At 29.9% G+C, this 24,770-nt stretch carries 17 protein-coding genes; 16 read left to right on the top strand and 1 reads right to left on the bottom strand.

What is annotated here, in order from left to right:
- The first annotated feature begins 46 nt into the window (after window positions 1–46).
- The 15 genes from NAMH_RS07085 to NAMH_RS07015 all read left to right on the top strand — a co-directional run bounded on the left by NAMH_RS07085 (window position 47) and on the right by NAMH_RS07015 (window position 22,207).
- Window positions 47–1,429, top strand: a complete 1,383-nt coding sequence (locus NAMH_RS07085) for a TolC family protein (RefSeq protein ID WP_015902738.1) — start codon at window positions 47–49, stop codon at window positions 1,427–1,429.
- On the top strand, window positions 1,426–2,463 hold the full coding sequence (locus tag NAMH_RS07080; protein WP_012663891.1) for an efflux RND transporter periplasmic adaptor subunit: 1,038 nt from the start codon (window positions 1,426–1,428) through the stop codon (window positions 2,461–2,463). The genes NAMH_RS07085 and NAMH_RS07080 overlap by 4 nt, the downstream gene beginning before the upstream one ends.
- Window positions 2,464–2,471: 8 nt before the next feature.
- Complete coding sequence (locus tag NAMH_RS07075; protein ID WP_015902550.1) at window positions 2,472–5,921, top strand: efflux RND transporter permease subunit; 3,450 nt, start codon at window positions 2,472–2,474, stop codon at window positions 5,919–5,921.
- Window positions 5,922–5,998: 77 nt separating this feature from the next.
- Window positions 5,999–7,915 carry an EAL domain-containing protein gene (locus NAMH_RS07070; RefSeq protein WP_015902255.1) on the top strand — a complete coding sequence of 639 codons (1,917 nt, stop codon included), beginning with the start codon at window positions 5,999–6,001 and terminating at the stop codon, window positions 7,913–7,915.
- 28 nt (window positions 7,916–7,943) lie between these two features.
- Complete coding sequence (locus NAMH_RS07065) at window positions 7,944–8,903, top strand: L,D-transpeptidase family protein (protein ID WP_012663972.1); 960 nt, start codon at window positions 7,944–7,946, stop codon at window positions 8,901–8,903.
- On the top strand, window positions 8,903–10,180 hold the full coding sequence (locus NAMH_RS07060; protein ID WP_015902823.1) for a M99 family carboxypeptidase catalytic domain-containing protein: 1,278 nt from the start codon (window positions 8,903–8,905) through the stop codon (window positions 10,178–10,180). Before NAMH_RS07065 ends, NAMH_RS07060 begins: the two co-directional genes overlap by 1 nt.
- Window positions 10,177–10,764 (top strand): RdgB/HAM1 family non-canonical purine NTP pyrophosphatase, encoded by a 588-nt coding sequence (rdgB, locus tag NAMH_RS07055; protein ID WP_015901834.1) that lies wholly within the window; start codon window positions 10,177–10,179, stop codon window positions 10,762–10,764. The genes NAMH_RS07060 and rdgB overlap by 4 nt, the downstream gene beginning before the upstream one ends.
- A 63-nt stretch (window positions 10,765–10,827) precedes the next feature.
- Entirely contained in the window at window positions 10,828–11,313 is a 486-nt protein-coding gene (locus tag NAMH_RS07050; protein ID WP_015902037.1) for a lipoprotein, read from the top strand.
- Window positions 11,310–12,470 carry a YrzE family protein gene (locus NAMH_RS07045; RefSeq protein ID WP_012663893.1) on the top strand — a complete coding sequence of 387 codons (1,161 nt, stop codon included), beginning with the start codon at window positions 11,310–11,312 and terminating at the stop codon, window positions 12,468–12,470. The genes NAMH_RS07050 and NAMH_RS07045 overlap by 4 nt, the downstream gene beginning before the upstream one ends.
- On the top strand, window positions 12,457–13,428 hold the full coding sequence (locus NAMH_RS07040) for a hypothetical protein (protein ID WP_041361647.1): 972 nt from the start codon (window positions 12,457–12,459) through the stop codon (window positions 13,426–13,428). The genes NAMH_RS07045 and NAMH_RS07040 overlap by 14 nt, the downstream gene beginning before the upstream one ends.
- A complete protein-coding gene (gene pelF, locus NAMH_RS07035; protein ID WP_015902405.1) occupies window positions 13,418–14,902 on the top strand; it encodes a GT4 family glycosyltransferase PelF in 1,485 nt (494 codons plus the stop codon). The genes NAMH_RS07040 and pelF overlap by 11 nt, the downstream gene beginning before the upstream one ends.
- Window positions 14,902–16,269, top strand: coding sequence for an exopolysaccharide Pel transporter PelG (pelG, locus tag NAMH_RS07030; protein WP_015902527.1), 1,368 nt, complete (start codon window positions 14,902–14,904; stop codon window positions 16,267–16,269). Before pelF ends, pelG begins: the two co-directional genes overlap by 1 nt.
- The gene (locus tag NAMH_RS07025; protein ID WP_015902415.1) at window positions 16,247–18,751 is read left to right on the top strand and encodes an endo alpha-1,4 polygalactosaminidase; all 2,505 of its coding nucleotides are present in this window, start codon (window positions 16,247–16,249) and stop codon (window positions 18,749–18,751) included. Before pelG ends, NAMH_RS07025 begins: the two co-directional genes overlap by 23 nt.
- Complete coding sequence (locus NAMH_RS07020) at window positions 18,735–20,843, top strand: tetratricopeptide repeat protein (RefSeq protein ID WP_041361643.1); 2,109 nt, start codon at window positions 18,735–18,737, stop codon at window positions 20,841–20,843. The genes NAMH_RS07025 and NAMH_RS07020 overlap by 17 nt, the downstream gene beginning before the upstream one ends.
- The gene (locus tag NAMH_RS07015) at window positions 20,840–22,207 is read left to right on the top strand and encodes a hypothetical protein (RefSeq protein ID WP_015902172.1); all 1,368 of its coding nucleotides are present in this window, start codon (window positions 20,840–20,842) and stop codon (window positions 22,205–22,207) included. Before NAMH_RS07020 ends, NAMH_RS07015 begins: the two co-directional genes overlap by 4 nt.
- Here the strand turns inward: NAMH_RS07015 and NAMH_RS07010 are convergent, their stop codons facing one another.
- Window positions 22,208–22,867 carry a 16S rRNA (uracil(1498)-N(3))-methyltransferase gene (locus NAMH_RS07010; protein ID WP_015902139.1) on the bottom strand — a complete coding sequence of 220 codons (660 nt, stop codon included), beginning with the start codon at window positions 22,865–22,867 and terminating at the stop codon, window positions 22,208–22,210.
- A 50-nt stretch (window positions 22,868–22,917) separates the two neighbouring features.
- Here NAMH_RS07010 and NAMH_RS07005 point away from each other — a divergent pair, with 50 nt between their 5' ends.
- Window positions 22,918–24,630 (top strand): AAA family ATPase, encoded by a 1,713-nt coding sequence (locus NAMH_RS07005; protein WP_012663469.1) that lies wholly within the window; start codon window positions 22,918–22,920, stop codon window positions 24,628–24,630.
- Window positions 24,631–24,770: the final 140 nt, after the last annotated feature.

The following is a 24,770-nucleotide window of genomic DNA, read 5'->3' as shown; positions in this document are numbered from 1 at the left end:
ATAAGCTCTATTTGTTAAAATTCAACAAAATTTATAAAGGAGCGGTATGAATAAGTTTTTATTAATTTCAGCCGCTTTATCGAGTTTATTGATGGCGAAAACGGTGAATTTCGACACCGTTTTGAATGAAAGTTTAAGTAACAACTTGGAACTTAAAGCAAAAAAACTGAATATCGATAAAGCCAAGGCTGATTTAAAAACTGCAAAGGGATACGATTTAGGGAAACTGATTTTTACTGAAGAAATAAGCAGAAGCAACAACGCTTTATATGTTTTCGGTATGAAACTTGAAAGTCGTGAAGCTACTTTTAAGGATTTCGGTTTTAGTGATTTTTTAATGGCCTGGGGAAGCGGGGCTACACCGGATCAATTACTGGCGATTCAGCCTAAAGATCTGAATTATCCGGGAGCGAGAAGTAATTTTAAGACTAAATTCGTATATGAAGTACCTATTTTTACAGGCTTTAAACTCAAATACGCAAAAGAGATGGCAAAATTGCAGGTAATCGCTAACAAATTCAAATATGCAAATGACAAAAACAGACTTGCCATAGAAGTGTTAAAGGCGTATAACGGTGCGGTTGCCGCTAAATATTTTATTTCGGCACTCAAAAAAGCAAAAGAGACAACTGCAAGTTTTGTGAAAATGATAGAAAATTTTAAAAAAGTGGGAATGGCTACCGATACTGACCTTTTACAGGCGAAAAAAAGGGACAGCGAAGTAGACGCAATGCTTACTGAAGCTAAAAACAAATATGCTTTGGCTCTTTCATATTTAAGATTTTTAAGCGGTGATGATGAAATAAGCGATGTAGGGGATTTTAAAGTAATCGTATCTCCTGATTCCGATTTGAAAGATTTGAAAAAAGCGGCTTTAAAAAACAGAAACGATTTAAAATGGATGCAAAAAAATGTTGAAACTATGCAGAAAAAAGTAAAAATGGATTCATCCGTGAAATATCCGATGATAGGTGCTCATCTCGAGTACGGATGGAATGATAATCAGTTAAACAACATCGATTCGGACAAAGATTATTTTGTGGCTGCCGTAGGCTTAAATTATACAATTTTCGATAACAGTGAAAAAGCAAAAATAGAAAAAAGTAAAATTGAGGCTATGCAGACCGCTTATTATTATAAATATATGAAAAAAGGTATAGCGCTTCAGGTAGAACAGAAATATCTTGATCTGCAGGCTAAGGCTGCGGTTTTAAAAAATAAAATCGTAAATAAAGATTTAGCGGAAGAAATACTGAACAAATACACTTATATGTATAAGCAGGGAATGATAAATATGACAATTCTTTTAATGAAAGAAGCGGATGCAAGAAAGGCGAGGGCGGAACTTATAAAAGCAAAATATGACGAAGCACTGGCGGCTGCCGAACTTAAAGCCGCAATAGGAGATTTAGTAAAGGAGAGTAAATGATTAAAAAAATAGCATTATTAACGGCTTTGGTTGCGGGATTGTTCGCATTTGAAACCGCTACGGCTCAAAAAAAAGAGATTGATATTAAAAAAGAATACGTAGCGGATGTGTATTCACCTTCTCAGGTTATGGTGGCAACAAGAGTTATGGGGTATATTAAAAAAATAAACGTGGAAGAGGGCGATGTTGTAAAAAAAGGTCAAGAACTTTTTGTAGTGGATCCGAATGATATCTATTCAATGCTTAACCAGGCAAGAGGGGCGCTTTTGCAGGCGCAAAGCGGAGTATTGATGGCTGAGATGGCATATGCGGACGCTAAAAAAGACTATGAGAGATTTAAAAATTTATATGAAAACGGTGCGGTTAGTAAAAGAGATTTTGAAAAAATGAAATTAATGATGGATATCAGAAAAAAACAGGTTGATATGGCAAAAGGAATGCTAAAACAGGCGAAAGCCGGGCTAAGTATGGCTGAGAATCAGCTAAAATACGCAAAAGTAAAATCTCCGATTGACGGTGTTGTTACTATGAAAATGAAAAAAGTGGCTGAAATGGCGCTTCCCGGGTATCCAGTATTGGTACTAAGCGATATTCATAACTTAAAAGCTAAAAGTTTTGTAAAAGAAGAAGATATCGATAAATTTAAAATCGGTATGCCTGTAACGATTAAAGTACCGGCAATAAAAAAAGAATTCAGTGCAAAAGTAAGCACTATAATACCGAGTGCGGATCCGGCGACACATTCATATATCGTTAAATACACATTTACAAACACTAAAGGGCTGCTTCCAGGAATGTATGCAAAAGCTGTTGTAAATATTGCAAAAAAAGAAGCGGTTTTAGTGCCTTTTAGTGCGCTTACAAGCAGAAGCGGTATTGTTGGAGTGTTTGTGGTTGACGGAAACGTTGCAAGATTCGTTCCTGTAACACAAATTGCTCAGGACGGGGAAAATATTGCGGTTAAAGGCTTAAACGGAGGTGAGAGAGTTATTCTTTATCCACCTGCAAATTTAGCTGACGGACAAAGATTATAGGAGTGCGTATGGAGCATCTTGAAAAACTAAAAGAAGCTATTGAAGCTAAGAAAAAAGAGCTTGAAAGTAAAAAAGCGGGAGGTAGCTGCTCTATTGATGAATTAAAAGCTACCGAAGCCGAGCTTCAGGCATTGGAAGATGAAGTTAGGGCTAAAGAAAAAGAGCTTGAAGCCATTGAAGAAGAGCTGAGCCTTAATATTGCGGGTAGACTTGCAAGAACTTTTTTAAAAAATCCTCTAACTCCCGTAATTGCACTTACTCTTATTTTAATGGGTCTAATTGCGGTATTTTTCACACCTCGTGAGGAAAACCCGCAAATCGACGTACCGGCTGCAAACGTAATGGTTGTATATCCGGGTGCGAGTTCTAAAGAAGTACAAAACGTAATAGTTGATCCGCTTGAAAGAACGCTTAAAGCCATGACCGGTGTAAAACATGTATACGGAATGGCTATGAACAGTGTAGGTATTGTAACTGTAAGATTTAAAATAGGACAGGATAAAGTAAGAAGTATTTCCAAACTGTACGACAGGGTTATGCAAAATATGGACAAACTGCCAAAAGGTGTTTGGCAGCCTTTGGTTAAACCGATCGATATAGATGAAGTACCTATCGTAACATTGGCATTATCAAGTAAAAAATATAACGACGCACAGCTTTACAGAATAGCCCAAAGACTCCTCTCACCTCTTGCCGCCGTTAAAAATGTAAGTATTATAGGTATAAAAGGCGGGCATAAAAGACAGTTTAATATTATTATAAACCCGGAAAAATTAGCCGCTTATCATTTGTCTCTCGGTCAAATTGCAATGGCTCTTCAAGGCAGCAATGTCGATTATCCTTTAGGAGGGGTTGATAATAAAAAATACTCAATCCCTGTAGAGTTTGACGGATTTATAAAATCTACAAAAGATGTGGAAAATCTTGTTATAGCTAATTATATGGGAAGACCTATATATGTAAAAGATATCGCAAAAGTTGAAGACGGTGTTGATTTTCAAAACAAACATCAAACATATTTCGAAGCCGGAAAAGCGTTTGAAGATAAAAAAATCATAGGAGAAAAACTAAATCAGGTAACGATTTTCATAGGTAAAAAAAGAGGAACAAACGCGGTATTCGTGGCAAACGACGTAATTAAAAAAGCCGAAGAGCTTAAAAAAACTCTTCCGAAAGATGTTGATATATTCGTAACAAGAAATGACGGAAATAAAGCAAACCATGCGGTTAACGAACTTATTTATCACCTGTTGATATCTCTTGGTATTATCGTAATACTTTTAATAATTATGCTTGGATGGAGAGAAGCGCTTATCGTTGCGTTTACAGTGCCTTTAATTCTTTCGGTTACACTGTTTATCGGGATGCTCGCAGGGCAGACAATCAACAGAATTACACTCTTTGCGCTGATACTTTCATTAGGGCTTTTGGTTGATAGTGCGATTATCGTTATCGAAAATATACACAGACATTTCGAAATCGGGGACAAACCTCGTGAATATGCCGCAATATATGCGACTAATGAAATCGGAAATCCTACTAATATCGCGACACTTGCGATTATTTTAGCTTTCGTTCCTATGTTTTTCGTAACAGGTATGATGGGGCCTTATATGCAGCCGATTCCATTTAACGTGCCTGTTGCTATGATAGCTTCGCTTGTGATTGCGTATATGTTTACGCCTTGGGCGGCTGTGAAATTCCTGCCTGAACACAAACATTCAGAAAATCACGAACCGTTTGATATAAGAAAAACGAAAACATATAAAATTTTCCATAAAATATTAGATCCTTTACTTACATCAACTCCAAAAAGAGTAATATTCTTTACGGGACTTATTATCCTATTATTAGGATCTATGGCGCTTCCTGCGTTTAAAATAGTATTGTTTAAAATGCTGCCGAGTGCAAACAAAAATACATTTAACATTACAATTGACCTGCCAAAAGGAAGTTCTATCGATTCGACAAAAGAAGTGAGCGATTGTGTTGCTTCAATCCTTGCAAAAGAAAAAGAAATCAAAGATTTCGAACAGTTTATCGGAATTACCGGAGTTGTTGACTTTAACGGTCTTCTTAGAGGTAGTTCAATGAAAAGAGGTGAAAACATCGGTGAAATCAGAGTAAATCTTTTCCCTAAAGAAGAAGGCAGAAAAGAAAGCTCAATCGATATGGTTTCACGCTTAAGACCAGTTATTCAAAAAGAGTGTAGTTTCCACAATGCTAACATCAAACTTGTAGAAGATCCTCCGGGACCGCCGGTTATCGCTACACTTCTTATGCAGGTGTTCGGCGGTGATGAAAACGGAAGAGTTAAATTAGCCGAAGAGATTGAAAAACTATATAAACATACCGACAGGGTTGTTGATATAGATATTATGAGAGACAGGGAAATAGTTAAATATAAAATTATTCCTGACAGAGAAAAAGCTGCACTGCTTGGAATCTCTACAGATCAGATAGCAAAAATACTCGGTATGGGATTAAAAGGTGCGGTTGTTAGTGTGGCTCATATTCCGAGTGAAAAAGAGCAGGTGGGAATTTTTGTCAGATTTGAAAAAAATGCGAGAGATTCGATTGACGCTCTTGATAAAATCAAACTAATGTCAATGGTTACTCACAGACTCGTTCCTCTAAAAGAGGTGGTTAAAGTGGTTCCTGTTGCATATGACGGTATGATTACCTCTAAAGATTTACGTCCGATGGTTATGGTAACGGGTGAGATGGATAAAAGAGGAAGTCTATATGCGCTTCTTGATATATTCAGTGAGCTTAAAGATAAAGGAATTCCGGGATATAAAATTACATACGACGGAAATCCAAGACTTAATCTTAAAGCCGTGGATGAAAAAACAGGTAAAACGTATGACCTTATCTGGGGTGGAGAATGGGAGCTGACATTTGACGTATTCAGAGACCTTGGAAGCGCATTCGGTGTTGCCGTTGTGCTTATTTATCTGTTGATGGTGGCGTATTATAAAAACTTCAGAGTTCCACGAATCGTACTTGCGGCGGTTCCTTTAACGTTTATCGGGGTGCTTCCTGGACATGCGATTATGAACTGGATTACTTTGGCGTTTTTCGGAAGCAAAACATACTTTACCGCTACAAGTATGATCGGATTTATTGCTCTTGCCGGTATTGTTGTTAGAAACTCGTTGTTGCTTATCGACTTTACGAACGATCTTTTAAAACAGGGAAGAAGCATCAATGAAGCCGTAATAGAAGCTGCGGCTACAAGATTCAGACCTATTATCTTAACTGCACTTGCTATTATCCTTGCATCGTTTGTAATCGTACTTGACCCTGTATGGCAGGGGCTTGCGGTTGCGCTGATTTTCGGTGTACTTGCTTCTACACTTCTGTCTGTTGTAGTGGTTCCGGTACTATATTGGAGATATCTGATTTCAAAACATAAAAAAGAACAACACATCAAATACGGACTCGGAGAGGTATAAATTTAAATTATATCCTTTTCTTTTTTTCCCTATTTGTTATAATTTTCTCCTGAACATTAATTCACCAAAGGCGTGTAATGACCAACCTTTTTTTAAAAATGGCTAAAATAATTGTACTGTCTTTATTTGTAGCAACTGCAGCTTTGGTGATATTATATTTTATAATCTATAAACAATTGATAGTAGATCAGATAGATAAAGCAAAAACAGCTACAGACTCATTGATTGTAATGAAATATTCACAAATGTTATATAAAAACAGCTTCGCTGATATAATAAAAATTTATAGTAAAAAAACAAATATCGATTTTAAAATCCATGCGTTGCTGGATGATAAATTTTTACCTTTCGATAAACAATTTATAAACAAACTGAAAAAGAAAAAAGAATTGTATGAAATTAAAAAAGATACATTAATTTATTACAGGCCTTTAATTGTTGAAAGTGAATGTATTAGATGTCACGGAGGATTAAAAAGAAATCATTATACTGGGTTCAGGTTGGGGGATTTCATAGGGGTGCTTGAAGCAAGACTGCCTATTAAAAATCAAATTCAGAAATATAATCAGACATTTATGTGGATTTTTATTGTTTTGGGTATTGCGTTGGTGTTTACTCTTTATTATTTTTATGATTATATGAAAACTATTAGGGAAGATATTAATATTATACTTATGTATTTTAAAAACAAAATAGAAAAAGGTATTTATGAACCTTTAAAGACAAAAATGAAATACATCGAGTTTGAAAAATTGAAAAAAGAGATCAATACGGCGGTAAAATCGATAGTGTATTATCGCAATGAGATGATTAAAAGCTATCTTATAAGTGATTTAACAAAATTACCGAACAGAATTAAACTGAATGAAGATCTTAAAAAAGAAAAATTTAACTTAGCTATTTTAAATATAAATAATTTTAGGGAAATAAATGATTATTTTGGTCAGGAAATAGGTGATAAATTAATTTATTTTATTGGTCAAAGAATTAAAAATTTAACAAAAGCATATCACATAAATATAGACGAATTCGCTGTTCCTTTACCATACAGTAAAAAAGAAGACAATTTTAAGTTTATTGCAAACATATTGCAAGAACTTGAAAAACCTTATCATATAAATGAAAATGAGATTATATTGACTTTCAGGTGCGGTATGAGCAAGGCAAAAGAAAATCTTTTGACAACAGCGGACATAGCTCTTGAATATGCAAAAAGAAGAAAGGAAAAATGTTTATGCTTTTGTGATATAAAAGACACCATTAAAGAGTTCGAAAAAAATCTTAAAATTTTAAATATTTTGGTTAAAGCCATTAAAAACAACAGAATTAAAGTATATTACCAGCCTATTGTTGAGAATAAAACAAAAAAAATCGTGAAGTATGAAGCTCTTGTAAGAATTGAAGATGAGAAAGGAAATATATATCTTCCGGGAAGTTTTTTGGATATTGCTAAAAGTGCGAATTTGTATCCGGAAATAACAAAAAAAGTATTTAAAACCGCTCTTGAAACATTTAAAGACAGAAAGGAAATTGTCTCATTAAACCTTGATTTGGAAGATTTTGAAAATGAAAAAATAAGAAACGCTGTTATTGATTTAATAGAAAAATTTCCTGAACCACAAAGAATTACCATAGAATTACTTGAAAGCGAGAATATAACCGAATCAAAAACTTCTATTGAGTTTATGAGGTATTTAAGGGATAAGGGAGTAAAAATATTTATAGATGATTTCGGAAGCGGGTATTCAAATTTTAGTTACCTTTTCAATTTTGAAGTTAACGGATTCAAAATTGACGGCAGTTTAATCAAGAATATTTTAACAGATAGAAAATCACAAATGATAGTTGAAACAATGGTTGCGTTCGCTAAAAAAGGAGGTATGAAAATAGTTGCGGAATATGTGGAAACTGAAGAAATTTATAAAAAAATGTGTGAGTTGGATGTAGATTGTTCCCAAGGATTTTATTTTGGGAAACCGCAGGAAATAATTTGATATAATTCCCTTCAAAAAAAGGCGGGAGTTGAGGTTTTTAATTCTATTTTTGGTGACTTTTTTATATTCTGCAAATTTGATTGATATTTATAGGTTTAACGGTAGTGATGCTTTAAGTGAACATATTGAAAAAATTTTGGGAAGTAAAACATACTGGTTAGAAAGATTGCAAAATAAAGATGTGACATGGGGGTATTACGAAACTCAAAAGGATATTTTAGTTTGCGTTAAGTCAAAAAAAATATTAAAAATATTTGAAAACAATGACAGCACGTTTAAATTAATCGATACGGTAAAAGTATTGACGGGGCTTGACGGCGACAAGAAAAAAGAGGGGGATTTAAAAACCCCGATAGGCGTTTATAAGTTAAAAGGATTAATTGAAAATGTAGATAGTTTTTACGGACCGTTTGCTTTTGTTACCGGGTATCCGAACCTGTTTGATAAGATTAATCATAAAAATGGTCACGGAATATGGATACACGGCGTACCGCTTGAAGGAAAAAGAGATGATAACAATACAAAAGGTTGTATTGTTATGGACAACAATAAACTGCTGCAGCTTAAAAATGAAATCAATTATAAAGACACGTATCTTTTAATAAGCGAAAATGTGCCTTTAACCGCTACAAAAGAAGAAATAGCCTCTATTTTGGCTTTTATATATAAGTGGAGAAAGGCATGGATGAATAACGATTTTGAAAGTTATAAGAATTTTTATGATGAAAGTTTTAAAAAATCGGACGGCAAAGACTTAAAAGAGTTTTTAGATTATAAAAAAAGAGTTTTTGAAAATAAAAAATATCAAAAAGTTGAAATATATTTTAAGGACATAGATATTGTCCCTTATCAAAATATAAACAATAAAAAGATTTTCAGAATTAATATGTTTGAAAAGTATATATCCAAAAATTATAAATATGCGGGGCCTAAAGAACTTTATGTCAAATTTACTAACGACGGGTTGAAAATTATAGCGGAGAAATAATGAAAAAATTATTAATAATTATTTTAGCTTTTTATTTAAATGCTGCAAATCTTCATTTTACGCTTTATAAAAAAAACGGGGAACAGGGAAACACGTTACTTGTAATCGGTGGAATTCATGGAAATGAGCCGGGAGGTTACTATGCTCCGTCTTTTTTAATCAGATATTACGATATAAATAAAGGTTCTTTATGGATTGTACCGAATTTGAACTTTGATTCCATTGTTAAGTTTAGAAGAGGCGTTTACGGGGATATGAATAGAAAGTTCGCCTTTATTGATAAGAAAGATAAAGATTATAATATTGTTGAAGACATAAAAAAAATTATTTTAAACCCCAAAATTGATATGGTTTTAAATCTTCATGACGGACACGGGTTTTACAGAAACTCATGGCAAAATTCCATTTTTAATCCTGCCGCATGGGGACAGACCTGTATCATAGACCAGGAAAAAATAAAAACAAATAAATTTGGTAATTTGGGGGATATAGCAAGAAAAGTATCAAGCTGTTTAAATACGGATTTAAAAAAGAACTATCATTTTTTTAATGTAAAAAACACCAAAACCAAGTTTAAAGATGAACAGATGAGGTTGTCTTTAACGTATTTTGCAATAACTCACGGAAAGCCTGCTTTCGCGATTGAAACAAGCAAAAACATAAAAGATCTGCCAACCAAAATTTATTACCAGTTAAGGGCTATTGAAGAATTTATGAAAATAGTCGGAATAAAATATACGAGAAATTTTGATCTTACTATACCGGAAATTAAAAAACTATTGAAAAAAGAGGATTATGTTATTATAAACGGTAATACGATTCTACCAGTTAAAAATATTGACAAAGTTATCAACTTTTTTCCTTTAACATCGAAACAGATTACTTTTAAAAGTAGTAACCCTTTAGTGGCGGTAGTAAAAGAAAAAAATTATTATGTTTTATATGAAGGATACAATAGACACGCAGTATTATATCCTCAATATTTTAAGAATTTTTGTAAAATAAAAAAAATAAAAATAGAAATTGACGGTCAGAAAAAAGAAATAACCGTACCGAGTATTGTAAAAGTTGACAAATATTTTAAAGTTTTAAGTGATAAAAGGATTAATGTTATTGGTTATAGTTCCAAACAGAATGAAGCATATAAAAAAATTACAAAAGACAAGCTTATAAAAAAATATGCTGTGGATAAAAATCACAAAATGTTTAGGGTCGAAATATATGATAAAGACAGTTTTTGCGGGATGTTTTTAGTAGATTTCGGAGGAAAAAAATGAAAATAATTGTAGCAAGTTCCAATAAAGGAAAAATAAAAGAGATTAAGAAGTTTTTTGAAGGTATTGAAATTCTTCCTTATTCCGAATTAATTGAACCGTTTGAGATAGAAGAAAACGGTACTACTTTTAAAGACAATGCGATAATAAAAGCTAAAACCATATATGAAAAACTTCCCGGTAGTATAGTTTTGGCGGATGATAGCGGTATAAGCGTACCGGTTTTAGGTGGTGTACCAGGTATATATTCCGCAAGGTTTGCAGGAGCAGGAGCAAGTGATAAAGATAATTTATATAAATTGATTGATGAACTTAAAAAAAGAAATATTAAAAAAACATACGCATATTATACAGCCGCAATAGCTCTTGCAACACCTTATGGTATTTTTACAACGCACGGATTTATGCATGGTAATGTGATTGATGAGGCAAGGGGTAATAAAGGTTTTGGTTACGATCCTATGTTTATACCTAAAGGCTTTGATAAAACATTGGGTGAGCTTGATGAAAATATTAAAAAATCAATTTCTCACAGAAGCAAAGCATTGGAATTAGCAAATATTTTACTAAAATCTATTAATAATTAATTAATATTTTGTTAATGCTTATATTATAAAATTCTAAAATTTTCTTTACAAGAGGGGCGGGTGATGAGAAAAATTTTATTAGCTGTAATATTATTGTTTTTTACGGGATGCGTTAAAGAAACATATAATATGAGCTCAAATTTTCCTACTAAAAATACTTACAAAATAATCCCATTTGCAAACCTTACTCAAACTCCGATGGCAGGATATAAAGTTGCCGGTATTTTAGAAGGTGTTTTAAGATCTAAAGGTGTTTCTTTAAACGGTAGTTTATGGAATTATGAAGAAAGAGATTATTCGGTTGAAGATATTAACGATTTGTTAAAAAACGTAAATGCCAGATATATTATTACGGGATATGTAAATGAATACAGATATAAAACCGGCATAGACGGTGAACCCGCAGTTAGTGTAACTGTGAAAATTTATGATAAAGCTAAAAAACAATACATTTATGTCGCTACTTTCAGCAGGGTGGGAGATACTTATAATTCCGTGGGGGTTTTAACTCAAGAAGGGTTTGATAATTTGTTTAAGTTGACTAAATGAAATTATACGCTTTAATTGAAACATTCGTTATTTTTATTGTTTTAGTGCTTTTTAACTATTTTTTCTCTCCAAAAGAGATGTTTTACTCCGAATACTTAATAAATATATATCTGTATGCACTTATAATAATTTCTCTTTTTTACGGTTTTATTTATTCGCTTGTGTTTTATATTTTGTATTTTGCCGCTCAATATTTCTTTTTAGGAAGTGTTGATATTTTTATGCTCAGTCATTATTTTATATTTTTACTTATTTTCAGCGAGTTTAAATATTTTTGGAATAGAAAATTAGAAAAATTGAATGAAGAAAATAGTTTTTTGAAAAGAAGGGTCGAGGATTTGGGAAATGCTTATTATTTATTAAAAATTTCTCATGACGAGCTTGAAAAAAATTATATTTTAAAACCTTTTAGCATTAGAGAAATATTAAAGGAAATAAAAGAAAGTATAAAAAAAGATAAAAATAAAAGTATAGATATTTTTCTAAACCTTTTAAAAAAACTGTTTAAATTGGAACAAGCAAGTCTGTTTTTTAAAAAAGAGGACGGCGATTATGAGTTAAAAGGAAATATTGGAGAAAAAATCAATTTAGATATGGATGACGAATTAGTAAAGCAGGTATTGGAAAATAAACATTTGAGCTATTCAATTAATACGGATAACAGCAGTAAATATATAGCGGTAATACCCGTTGTATCGTTAAGCGATGAATTAAAAGGTTTGTTTGTAATAAAATCGATGCCGTTTTTCAGTCTTTCCAAAGATAATCTTATTACAATTTCTCTCTTTTTAACGTATTTTGTTAATTTATTGAATATTCCCGAAAAATACCATAAATACGTTATTGATCCATTAGTGGCAAAAGAAATTGAAAGTTTGAGATATTTGTCTAAAAAATACGGAATAAAAAATCATATAGTCATCTTCAATATTAAAAATCCTCTGCAGAGTGTTCAGATATCAAAAATGATAAGAGGAGTTGATATATTTTTTGAATATAAAGATAAATTGGTTGTAATTTTACCTTTTACAAACGAGATCGGGGTAAATCAATTTTTAAACAAGGTTTTACGAAAAATAGATGTTGAATATAAAGTATATGATTTGATGCAAATGGATTTGGATAACCTCAACAAGGCATTAAATGAAGACAGTTAACAATGTCGTTTTATTTTTATTGATAATATTAGATACTTTTGTTATTGTTAATTTCTTTTTTTACAATTTTTATAATATGTCTATTTTTTTGGTTTTGTTTTTACATTATGTCTTAAGTATTTTTATATCTGTTCTAATGAGTTTTTCTTTATTTAAAGAATTTAATGTTGAAACAAGAAAATATTTTATTTTTTTATTTGTTTTTATGTTTGTTTTTTTTATGCCCGTACTGGCATATATAGGGCTTTTAATTTTTTATCTTATTTTAATTAAAAAAACAAAAAAAACAGAAGATGATTTTAAACATATAGAGGTTGAAAAACTTTTAACGATGGATGAGCTTTTGCTGATAAAACGATTTTTGGGAGAAGGGGCGATTGTTTCATATATTACTAATCAGGATTTAAATCCTGACCTTCGATTGAAAGCCTTTATTATAATTTCCGAAATAATATCGCCTTTAAGTATTCAGTTTTTAAAGTTTGGGCTAAGAGATAAAAATGATGAAATTAGGTTGTTATGTTTTTCTTTAATAAATTCATTGGACGAAAAGATAAACAATGAAATCTTTAAACTTAATAAAATATTAAAAAACAGTAATGCAAAAGACCTTAAACTCAAACTCGCAAAGCTTTATTGGGAAATGATTTATTTGCAACTGGCTGATGAAACTTTTAAAGAATACTATATAAACAATATCATTGATATTCTTAAGAACAATTCTTCGAAAGAAGCTAAAATGATTTTACTGAGAGTATATTTAATGAAAAAAGATTACGAAAATGTTTCTAAAATATTAGAACAACTTGAAATTAACAGCGATACAGTAACTTATTTTATTGAAGCTGCATATTATAAAAAAGATTTTAAGACGGTTAAAAAATTAATAGAGCAGTATCCCGAAATTAAATATATTGAAAAATTTTATAACATATACAGGCTGTGGCATGATACTTAGAAACGGGGATTATGATATTTTAATAGTGGCTGAGGGAACTTATCCTTATGTACGTGGAGGTGTTTCGAGTTGGATACATCAATTAATAACCGGATTGAATGAGTTCAAATTCGGATTAGTATTTATCGGTTCCGCCGAATCTGATTATCAAGAGATAAAATATGAATTGCCTGAAAATTTAACATATCTGTATGTTGATTATCTTTTTAAAAAAGAAGAAACTCCGTCTCCGAAATATATTCCGAAATACAAAGATTTCAACATTGTTGAACAATTGCATGAGTGGTTTAATTCAAAAGATCAAACAATGCCAGAGTATGTGAAATCCCTTAAGTTTTATAATACCACAGCCTCATTTGAAAAATTTTTATATTCGGAATCTTCATGGGAATATATTCAAAAAAACTACATGAAAAATACACCTGATTCTCCTTTTATTGATTATTTTTGGTCTGTTAGGAATATGCATACTCCTATTTGGAGAGTGGTAAATATTGCTAATAATATTAAAAAGCCTAAAATGGTACATTCTCCGTCAACAGGATATGCCGGGTTTTTAGCATCGCTTTTATCTTCAAATTATAAAATTCCTTTTGTTTTGACAGAGCATGGCATATATGTGAGAGAAAGAAAAATAGACATGCTAAATACGAATTTATTTAAAGAAAATAAAAGTATTTTTCAAAAAAAATTAGGTGAACTGGCTTATGCAAAGCAAATGTGGATTAAATTTTTTGAAAATATAGGAAAAATAACGTATGAAAGTGCTGACATAATTATATCGCTTTTTGAAAAAGCAAGAAAAATCCAAATAGAATACGGAGCAGATAAAAATAAAACAAAAGTCATACCGAATGGTGTTGATGTTGAGGAATTATCTAAACTCAGAAAAAATGAAATACCCAAAGTCGTGTCACTTATAGGAAGAGTTGTTCCTATAAAAGATATTAAAACATTTATAAAAGCTGTAAAAATAGCCAGTGAAGAGATTGGAGGACTCGAAGGTTGGATTGTTGGACCAGAAGATGAAGATGAAACATACGCAAAGGAATGTCATACGTTAGTGGATTTGTTAGGATTAGGGGAAAAAGTTAAGTTTTTAGGATTTCAAAACATAAAAGATATACTACCTAAAACCGGGTTGTTGACATTAAGTTCAATTAGTGAGGGAATGCCTTTAACAATCATAGAAGGCTTTGCCGCAGGTATACCTGCTGTAACTACAGATGTAGGGAGTTGTAAGGACTTGATATACGGTGGAAATCAGGAAGACAAAAAGTTAGGAAAAGCTGGTGAAGTCGTTTCTATAGCAAACCCGACAGAACTTGCGAAAGCTTATGTGAAATTTTTTAAAAACGAAGATTTATACAATGATGCAAAAAAAGCGGCAATTAAGAGAGTTGAAAAGTTATACACTAAAGAGATGTTTCTTAAAAATTATAGAGACATTTATTTAAAATATCTGGAGAAATAATGGCGGGTATCGGATTCGAAATTAGAAAAATATTAAAAAAAGACACTATTTTTTCTCTTGTAAAAGCGTTTTCGTATGCAGGTATAGTAAGCTCAGGACCTTGGATAGTCTCAATGCTAAGTATTTTGGTTGCAGGTTTTTTGGTTAATTATTATTTCAACAGTAAACACATGGTGGTGGCTTTTACGTTAATGATAACGTATATTATTGCTTTTAGTTTAATTACAACAAGTTTTTTTCAGTTGTCGTTTACAAGATACGTTGCCGATGTGTTATTTAAAAAAGAAAAAGAAAAAGTTTTACCTAACACTATAGGTGCTATTGTGATTAGTATGCTAATAGGGAGTATTTTTGTTTTACCTTTTAGTATTTCTATATATCATGAAACGAAAAATTTAATGCTTACGTTTTTATTTGAAGCAACATTTGTGATTATGTGTGCAATATGGATTGTGAATATAGTTTTAACTGGACTTAAAAATTATAAATTTATTTTTTATTCTTTTTTGATTTCATATGTTTTAATTGTCGTGCTGTCTGTAATTATAGGAGATTTGGGACTTGAATATTTTATGCTTTCATTTTTTATAGGGCAGTCTATTTTGTTGTATTTTTTAATGTCGATGTTTTTCAAAGAGTTTAAAACAAATAAACTAATTTCTTTTGAGTTTTTAAAAAATATATACAAGGATTTGGTTTTTATAGGGTTTTTTCTTAATGCGAGTATATGGATTGATAAATTTATTTTTTGGTTTGCACCGTCTACGAGTGTGGAAGGGATTGGATTATTAAGGTTTTCTCCTATATATGATTATCCGATTTTTTTAGCTTATTTAGCAATTGCTCCGGCTATGGCTATTTTTTTACTTAGAATAGAAGTGGATTTTGCTTTGAATTATGATAAATATTTTTCGGCCGCAAGGGAAAACGGAACATTAAAAGAGTTATACATATATGCCAATGAAATGTTTGACAGTGCCAAAATGGGTTTGATTGAAATCTTGAGAATACAGATACTTGTAACGTTTCTTATAATCCTTTTTGCAGATAATATTTTTAATTTTTTCCATATATCCAAAATATATATTCCTCTTTTTATTGTAGACATGATAGGTACAACGCTGCTGGTTTTTTTTATGGCTATTGTGACAATACTGTTTTATTTAGATAGAAGAAAAGAAGTCTTGGTTTTGGTTGTACTTTTGTTTTTTTTGAATTTTTCTTTGACACTGTTTACACAATATTTAGGTCCTTTTTATTATGGTTACGGATTCGCATTGGCATATTTTATTGTTTCTATTATAGGATTGGTTTTTTTGAATAAAAATTTTGAAAGGTTTCATTATGAAACGTTTATGTTTCTTTAGTCTTTTTTTTAATTGTCTTTTTGCTCTGAGCATCGGGTTTAATTATCAGTTTAATGTCCCGAAAGAAGCTTTTTATACGTATGACTGGCTGGTTATTAATTCGAATGTAAAACGATATAAAACGGACTCTAAATTAATAGCATATTTTAGTGTTGAAGAAAATGAAAAAAAGTTAAATCCAAAATGGATTATAGGGTATAATCAAAAATGGCACAGTTACATATATGATATAAGAAATAAAGAATACAAAAAATATTTATTAAATAAAATCAAAAAATTAAATAATTTTGACGGTGTCTTTTTAGATACGCTTGATAGTTTTGAATTAACAAAAGTTGATAAAAAGAGCTATAAAAACGCACTTTTGAATTTTTTAAAAGAAGTGAAAAAAATATTTAAAAATAAAATCATAATATTTAACAGAGGATTCGAATTTATAGATGAAGTTAAACCGAATGCAATTGTTGTGGAAAATTTGTTTACAAATGATAATGGAAGAAATATTTCTAAAAATGAAAAAAAATTTATAATTTCTGAACTGAATAATGCAAAAACAAAAGGAATTATTCCTATAGTTATAGATTATATTGAACCGTTTGATAAACATATAGCGGTTGATTTGGCTAAAAAAATTCAGAATTTAGGCTTTATACCGTATATTGCGGATAAAAATTTATATAGTATAGGTGTGAGTAATACATATTTGATACCGAGAAAAATATTAGTTGTTTATAATACAATAGATTCAAAAGAAAACTCCTTGGCTCACATTATGGTGTCTATGCCTCTTGAATTTTTCGGATATATTCCGGATTTGAAAACAGTTACCGAACTTCCTTACGACACATCGATGTATGATTACATAATTGTTGTTTTGGAAAAAAAAGTTAAAAATCAAAAAATTTATCAGAAATGGTTAAATGCTCAAATTAAACAAGGAAAAAAAATCCTTTTTTTATCTGAATTCGGTTTAGAGAATTTAAGTTTTTTAAAAATAAATACATACAAATCAAATTCATACTGTTTTAGTTTATATAAAAGTGCATTAAAACCTTTTGAATCGACATTTGATATGGGCACAATTAAAACATATCCAATAATCGATCCGTTAAATGCAAAATATTTAGTTACATTTGTTAATAAAGCTAATCAAAAGACTGTTATTGCCGCAAAAACAGAATGGGGAGGATATTTTATAAATCCTTTTGATTATTATGGGAATATAATTTTATGGAAAGTGAATCCGTTTACTTTTATACCTGAAACACTTGGGTTAAAAGAACTTCCTTTACCTGATTTTACTACGGAAAACGGCAGAAGAATATGGTTTTCCCATATAGATGGGGACGGGTTTGTAAATAAAAATATCATAACATCAAAATTCGCTTCCGAGGAACTGTATGAAAAAGTTTTTTCAAAATATAATCTACCTTTCTCCGTTTCAGTTATCGAAGGAGAAATTGCTCCGTATGGCTTATATCCTCAGTATTCCGAACAGGCAATGAAAATAGCGCGTAAAATCTTCAGATTAAAAAATGTGGAACCTGCAAGTCATAGCTTTTCTCATCCTTTTGACTGGGTTGATAAAAACCATCCGAGACTCCCAATAAAAAATTACCGTTTTTCTTTTATAAGGGAAATAAACGGATCATTGAAATTTGTGTCTAAACTTGCGGGTAAAAAATCGAATCTCTTTTTTTGGACGGGAGCTTGTAATCCGCCGCGCAATGTTTTGGCATATGTTGATAATCACGGCATACTTGCCATTAACGGACAAGACACTTATATAATGAAAAGTAAAAAATTTTTATATTATATTGCTCCTCTTGGGATATACAGGGGCGAGTATTTCCAAATTTACGCACAAATGGCGAATGAGAACATATATACCGATTTATGGAAAAACAAGCTTGGATATATAAAAGCTAAGCAGACAATTGAACTGACGGAGAATCCAAGAAGGCTTAAAGCTGTCGATATTTATTTTCATCACTATTCCGGGGCTTATCCGGCTTCGTTGTATGCATTGAAAAATGTAATAAATTATTCTTTAAAACAACATGTTTTGCCTATGTATACAAGTGAGTGGATAAAAATTGCAAAAGATTTTGAGAACTCGTATTTGTTAAAAGACTTGAACGGCTTTTATATATACAAAAACTCTTCAGATTTAAGAACCCTGAAAATAAAAGGCAATCATGATGTTGATGTTAAAAAAAGCAAGGGAGTGTTGGGATACGTATTTGAAAAAGGATATACCTATATTTCTTTAGACAATACTAAACTACATAAAATTGTATTCGGTAAGAGTGACGTTCCGTATTTGAAATACGCAAATAAAAGAATAATGTCGCACCGTAACGGTATTTATAATTTCGATGAAGGTTTCGGTGATTTAAAAGTTGATTTTTTTCTTCCTAAAAACTGTAAATTGATAATATATAACAACGCAGTAAAGGTTAAATGTGCTGCCGAAAAGTAAAAAGTTCCTAACTACCAAAGAGTTAATGGCATTTGTTGTAATATTTATTATTTTTTTATTGGCCGCTTTTCCAAGAAATACTTTATATACAATGATTAAAAACGACAACAGTGAAACGGCTGTCAAGTATTTACAAAATATTTTAAAATTTTACCCTTCTTCAAAATTGGAATATATTTTGGCAGAAAAATATATAAATTTAGGAGAATTTAAAAAAGCGGAGCAGTTATTAAAAAAACAAAAAGACAGTTATCAAAAATTTTATTACGAATATTTGATTGCAAAAAGAAAATATTTTAATAAAAAAAGTGGTATAAGTGAAATTAAAAAATTTTTATATACATTATTTGAATATGCAAAAAAAGATAAACAGTTTGAATATATTTATAAAGAAGCAAAAAGTTTTAATTTATTAGATTTGGAGTTTGAAACATTAAAACATCTTCATTATACGGATGAGCTTATAAATGTTGCTTTAGCGTTGAAAAAATACAAAACGGCTCTTAGATATCTTGAAAGTGAAGTCAATAAAAAATTTAACGAAAATTATTTTATTAAAATGGAAGAGGTTTTATTGTATTTAAAAGAAAACACATTGGCCAATCTTTACGCAAGGCAGTTTTATAAAAAAATAAAAACCAAAAAAGGTTTTGATACTCTTTTAAGAGTGGGACTGTTAACAAAAAACACAAAACTGATTAGGTTCTCTGTTGATAGGTCGGAAAACAAAGAGCTCAAACTTCAAGCGTACATCAATTTGAAAAGATATAAAGACGCGGTTAAAATTCTAAAAAACACAGATAATTATTACTTACTGGCTGAAGTTTATCTATGGAATAAAGAATATGATAAAGCGTTGGAATATTTCATAAAAGACGGCGTTAAAAAAAATATTAAAATAGTGATTCCTTTGGCAATGTATCTGAAAAAAGAGTCTTTATTATTAAATATTTTTGAAGATAAAGTAAAAAGAGGGAATCTTAAATATATAAAAGAACTTACTTATACTTACATTAATAATGCACAGTTTGAAAGAGGTATAAAGTTTTATAAAAAACTATATCAAAGAACAAAAAAAGACCTTTTTTTAGTTGAACTTTTCAAGATTTATTATGCACTCGGGGATGATGAAAAAGTTTTGAAATTAGCTGATGAGTTCAGGCGTATACCTTTGGATGTCGCTTTTTATGTAAGTAATATTTATATATCGGATATGAATTATAAAAAAGCGTATGAAGTTATGAAAAAAATAAAAAGCGACACATATCAATACTATTCGAGAATGTATTATCTTTCTGATAAACTTAACCTCATTCAGGATAAAATCAAGTGGTTGAAACATATGAATGAAATTAAAAAAGAACCTCAAACAATTTATGAACTTTATCTGTCATATTTAAATGAAAACAATATAAAAAAAGCATATGATGTTTTGGAAAAAAATTATATGTACTCTAATGCGTTGTTGTTTGAGTATTTAAAATATACATATAAAAATAAAAACTATAAAGCGATACTTTCTTTGAATATTAAAAACAAACCGGAATTTTATTATGAGTTTTTAGTTAAAGTTTATAATGATTTACATAAATATGAAAAACTTGACAAACTCTATCAGCGGCTTATATATAAATACCCTAAATTTAGAAATGATTATTTTTGGTTTTTACTTGACAGAAAAGATAAAAGAATTGCAAATTATTTAAACCAAATTAAAGATGAAAATATTTTATTGGGAGCTTATTTACTTTTAAATAAAAAATATGAAGCAATGAAATTGTTAAAAAAACAGTTAAAAAAACAAAACAATATAAATTTACTCATACAATATTATTATCTTACGAATGACGAAAAGATTAAATTCATGTTATTCAGAAGAATTGATAAACTAATTACAAGAAATAAAAAAATTTTAAAAAACCAGACATATCGAGATTTTTATTTTTATAATCTTTTGCATTACGGTTCTTATTATAAAATAAAGAAAATTCTGAATTATTTAAAATCACACAATTTAAATTATAAAAAATATTACGCTTTATATTTAGATTATATGCGTGCATATGAAAAATTACGAAGGTTTGAAAGATGAGAGCCTTAATAACTGCAGTAGCGTTTTGTATTAGTTTGTACGGTAAGTTTTACTCTATTCAGCTGTATACATCCAATTCCAAAAAATATGCGGAAAATTTTTTAAAACAACTTCCTTCAAAAATAAGAAAAAAATCATTCGTTTATATTACCGATTCGCATCAATATACCGTAAGATATTTGGTTAAAGATAAAATATACAAGTTAAAGCCCTATACCAAGCCTTTTAAAAATTACTCCATTGTGCAGGACGACCCTAAAAAAATCTCAAAAATTATCAACATTAAAACTAACATTAAAAAAAATATAAAAAAAACATCAAACATAAATAATCTAAATATGTCGTTAAATAAAAAAAATAAGTTAAATAAAAAAAACACATTAGAAAGTGAGATTAAAAAATTCAATGAGAAATTTTTACTTTCCGACAATATTAAAATGAATTTGGCTTTATATCAGTATGATAAAGATAAAATCAATCGACTGATAAATAAAAAAATTGCTTCATATCAGAAAATAGAGGGGCTTTATAAACTTCAAAGATACAAACAGGCCGAAAAAGAAATTTTTAAAAACAAAAGTAACAATTCACAAATATACAAGGCATATTTCGATATGTTTAGAAAGCACGGTAATTATGTATCATATAATTTTGACATTCAAAAAAATTTTATAACAAACAAATTAAAAATAAAACACAATGAATATGAGCTTGAAATATATAAACTTAAAAATATTAATGAAATAATACTGTCAAAGAAAATCAACAGTTATGTTTTAGGTGCCGGTTATCAGAATTCAGATAGTTCGTCTATGGTATTTAAAATATATAAAAATTTTGAAATTGACAATCCAAAAATAAAGCTGTTTTCATATATAAACAAGAATATTAACTTCTTAAATTTTGCCGATAAGGAAATCTATACCGTAAAAGAAAATTTGGTAAGTATAAAAACCGAATTTAAATTAAATACAGAGAATAAATTTTTAACAAGTCTGGGGGTTGCAAAAGATAAATATGAAAATAAAAGTTTTAATAAAAGATTTTTTAACATTGACTACATAAGAAGATACGACAGACATGCGAATATTAGGTTTTATTTGAAAAACGTTGGGTATTCCGATGTATTTACTTCTTATTCAGAAGTTGGAGCCGGCGCTTATATATCTGAAAAAAATACTTACAGTAAAAAACTGCATTTTTTTGCAAATCCTATATTGTATTACAACACATTGGATAAATTAGGTTACAATATAATCGTGGGATGTAAAAAAAGGCTAATAAAAGCGGATGAACTGAAACTATATATAAGCGTTATGCCTCAGGTTTTTGAATTTAATTTGAATTATATCTATTATTATTGACTATAAAAGTATTTTTGAGCTTATACCTACAGCTGCAGTTTCACTTCTTAAAATAAAACCTTTTAATCTGAATTTTTCTTTAAAATACTTTCTTTCATTATCGCTAAATCCTCCTTCTGGCCCTATTAAAAAAGGATAGCTGCTGTAAAAACCGCATTTTATTTCTTTTCCGTCAAAATCAAGAGCTGAAAAGTTGTTGTATTTTTGGAAAAATTCATCAGAAGAATCCAAAAATTCTATTTCCATTAAAGAACTTCTGCCGCATTGTTGACAAGAGTTTATAAGTATTTTTGTTAATCTCTCAAGTTTTAATTTAAAGTTTTTTTGTGAATAGTCACAGTAAATGAATGTTATTTTTCCGACTCCTATTTCGTTTAATGAAGGAAGTGCTTTTTCAATGTTTTTAGGGTCAATTATGCACCAAGCCAAATGGAAAAACTTTTCAGGTTTATTCGGTGATAGTTTTTTTTCAACAAGTGACAATATGGCCTCTTTTTTATTAATTGCTTCAATTTTATAAATATACAAATAATCATCTTTTAAATTTCTTATTTTTACTAATTCATTTTTTTTAACTCTTCTTACTTTAAATAAATATTTGTGTTCGTCACCGGTAAGAGTGATTTGTACGCCAGGATTCGGAAAATAGACAAACTGCATAAAAACCCTTTTTTTGGTAAAATTATATTATATTTGAGAAAAGGAAATAAATGATACAAAACATAAAAGTGTTTTTACAAAACCCTAAAAAAAGTAAAATATATGATATTTTGAATATAAATGATGATGAACTTCAAATTTTAAAAAAACTTCTTGAAGAGTATATAGAAGGCAATGAAGATATAAAAGTAAGAAATATATTAACCGAACTGTTTTCGGAAGATAAAATCAAAGCACTCGAATATATCGGATATATTAAAAAGCTATTGGAAGAAGGGTGGATTGTAATAAGCAGTTTTTCACAAATCAAAAACAATGATTTATCTATTTTGGAAATTTTTAATTCTTCCGTTTCTCTGTCAGTCGCTTTTTTAAAACTGATAGAACAAGGTAGCCTTGATTTGGTTATTCCTGAAAAGACACCATATAACGACCATTTGGAATATTTACACGATCAGTTTTTGAGAATAGAGATTTATGAGCAATTAAGCAATATTAAATCAAACTATTCAAAAGAATCCGCAAGTATAAAAAGACTGCAAAGTAAATTGAAATTAATAGAAAATACAATAAAAGAAAAAATTAAAAAGACGAAAGTAGAACTGCCTGTACAGAATTTTATTAAAGAATACGAACTGAATGAAAAAGAAGAAATACTGTTTTTAGCACTTTTAAAAGAGGAGTATACATCAAGCAATGAAAATGCAAGAGAACAAAATTACCTTCTTAATCTTATCAGTGACGATGAAATAGAAAGAATCAAAAACAGGGCTTTATTAGATGATAATTCGAAATTAATTAGTGAAGAGATTTTTGAATATGATGAACTTTTCGGGGCGTTTGGAGGTTATACAAAAATATATTTTTTAAATGAGGACATTTTAAATGAATTAATTCATCCAAAGAAAAAACACAAAATAGAACATATTGTAAGAGAATCGATATTTGACTTTATCGAACCTAAAAAAGGATTGGATGAGGTTATTTTACCCTCAAAAACAAAAGAGATGATTAATACACTTTTAAAACAGATTGATAAAAGGGTTCTTAAGCTCCTTAAAGAATGGGGAATAAAAGAAGGCAGTGATATAGAGGCTAAAATCATTTTTTATGGTCCTCCGGGTACGGGAAAAACATTAACAGCACACTCCATAGCAAAAGAACTTGACAAACCTCTTTTGAGTTTAGACTCAAGTAAAATACTTTCTATGTATGTTGGAGAAAGTGAGAAAAACGTAAGAAGATTGTTTGATGAATATTATTCAATTTGTGAAAAACTGAAAACCAAGCCTATTTTGCTTTTGAACGAAGCTGACCAGTTTTTGAGCAGCAGAACAACCGCGGCATTTAGCAGTGCAGATAAAATGCATAACCAAATGCAGAATATTTTTCTTGAACAACTCGAAAAATTTGACGGTCTTTTAATAGCAACGACTAATTTGCTTGAAACAATAGACAGTGCGTTTTCAAGAAGATTTGAGTATAAAATACTTTTTGAAAAACCGACTTTCAAAGAAAGAAAAAAACTGTGGAAATTAAAACTCCCTAAGTCTGCTCAGTATGAAGAAGGATTTGATATAAACAAACTTAGTAGTTTTGAGCTTACCGGTGCTCAAATCGAAGTAATAATTAAAAATACGGCATATAAAGTAGCAATGAGAAAAAAACCTGTTTTTAAAACTGAAGATTTTATTGAAGAAATAAAAAAAGAAAAAGGTAGTGCATTTGATAGTGAAAAGGAGTTGGGTTTTATTAAAGTGTGAAATATGGTAAGATAACTGAATATTCATTTATTACCTAAAGTAACTGATATTAAAATTGTATTAAGATAAAATTTGTGTAATTAATAATTTTCACTTATAATTTGATAAATTGAATTAGTAGTGAGTTCATTTTGATAATA

The organism is Nautilia profundicola AmH, assembly GCF_000021725.1.
GTDB classification, from domain to species: Bacteria; Campylobacterota; Campylobacteria; order Campylobacterales; family Nautiliaceae; genus Nautilia; species Nautilia profundicola.
This window is presented reverse-complemented; position numbering and strand designations above follow the sequence as displayed.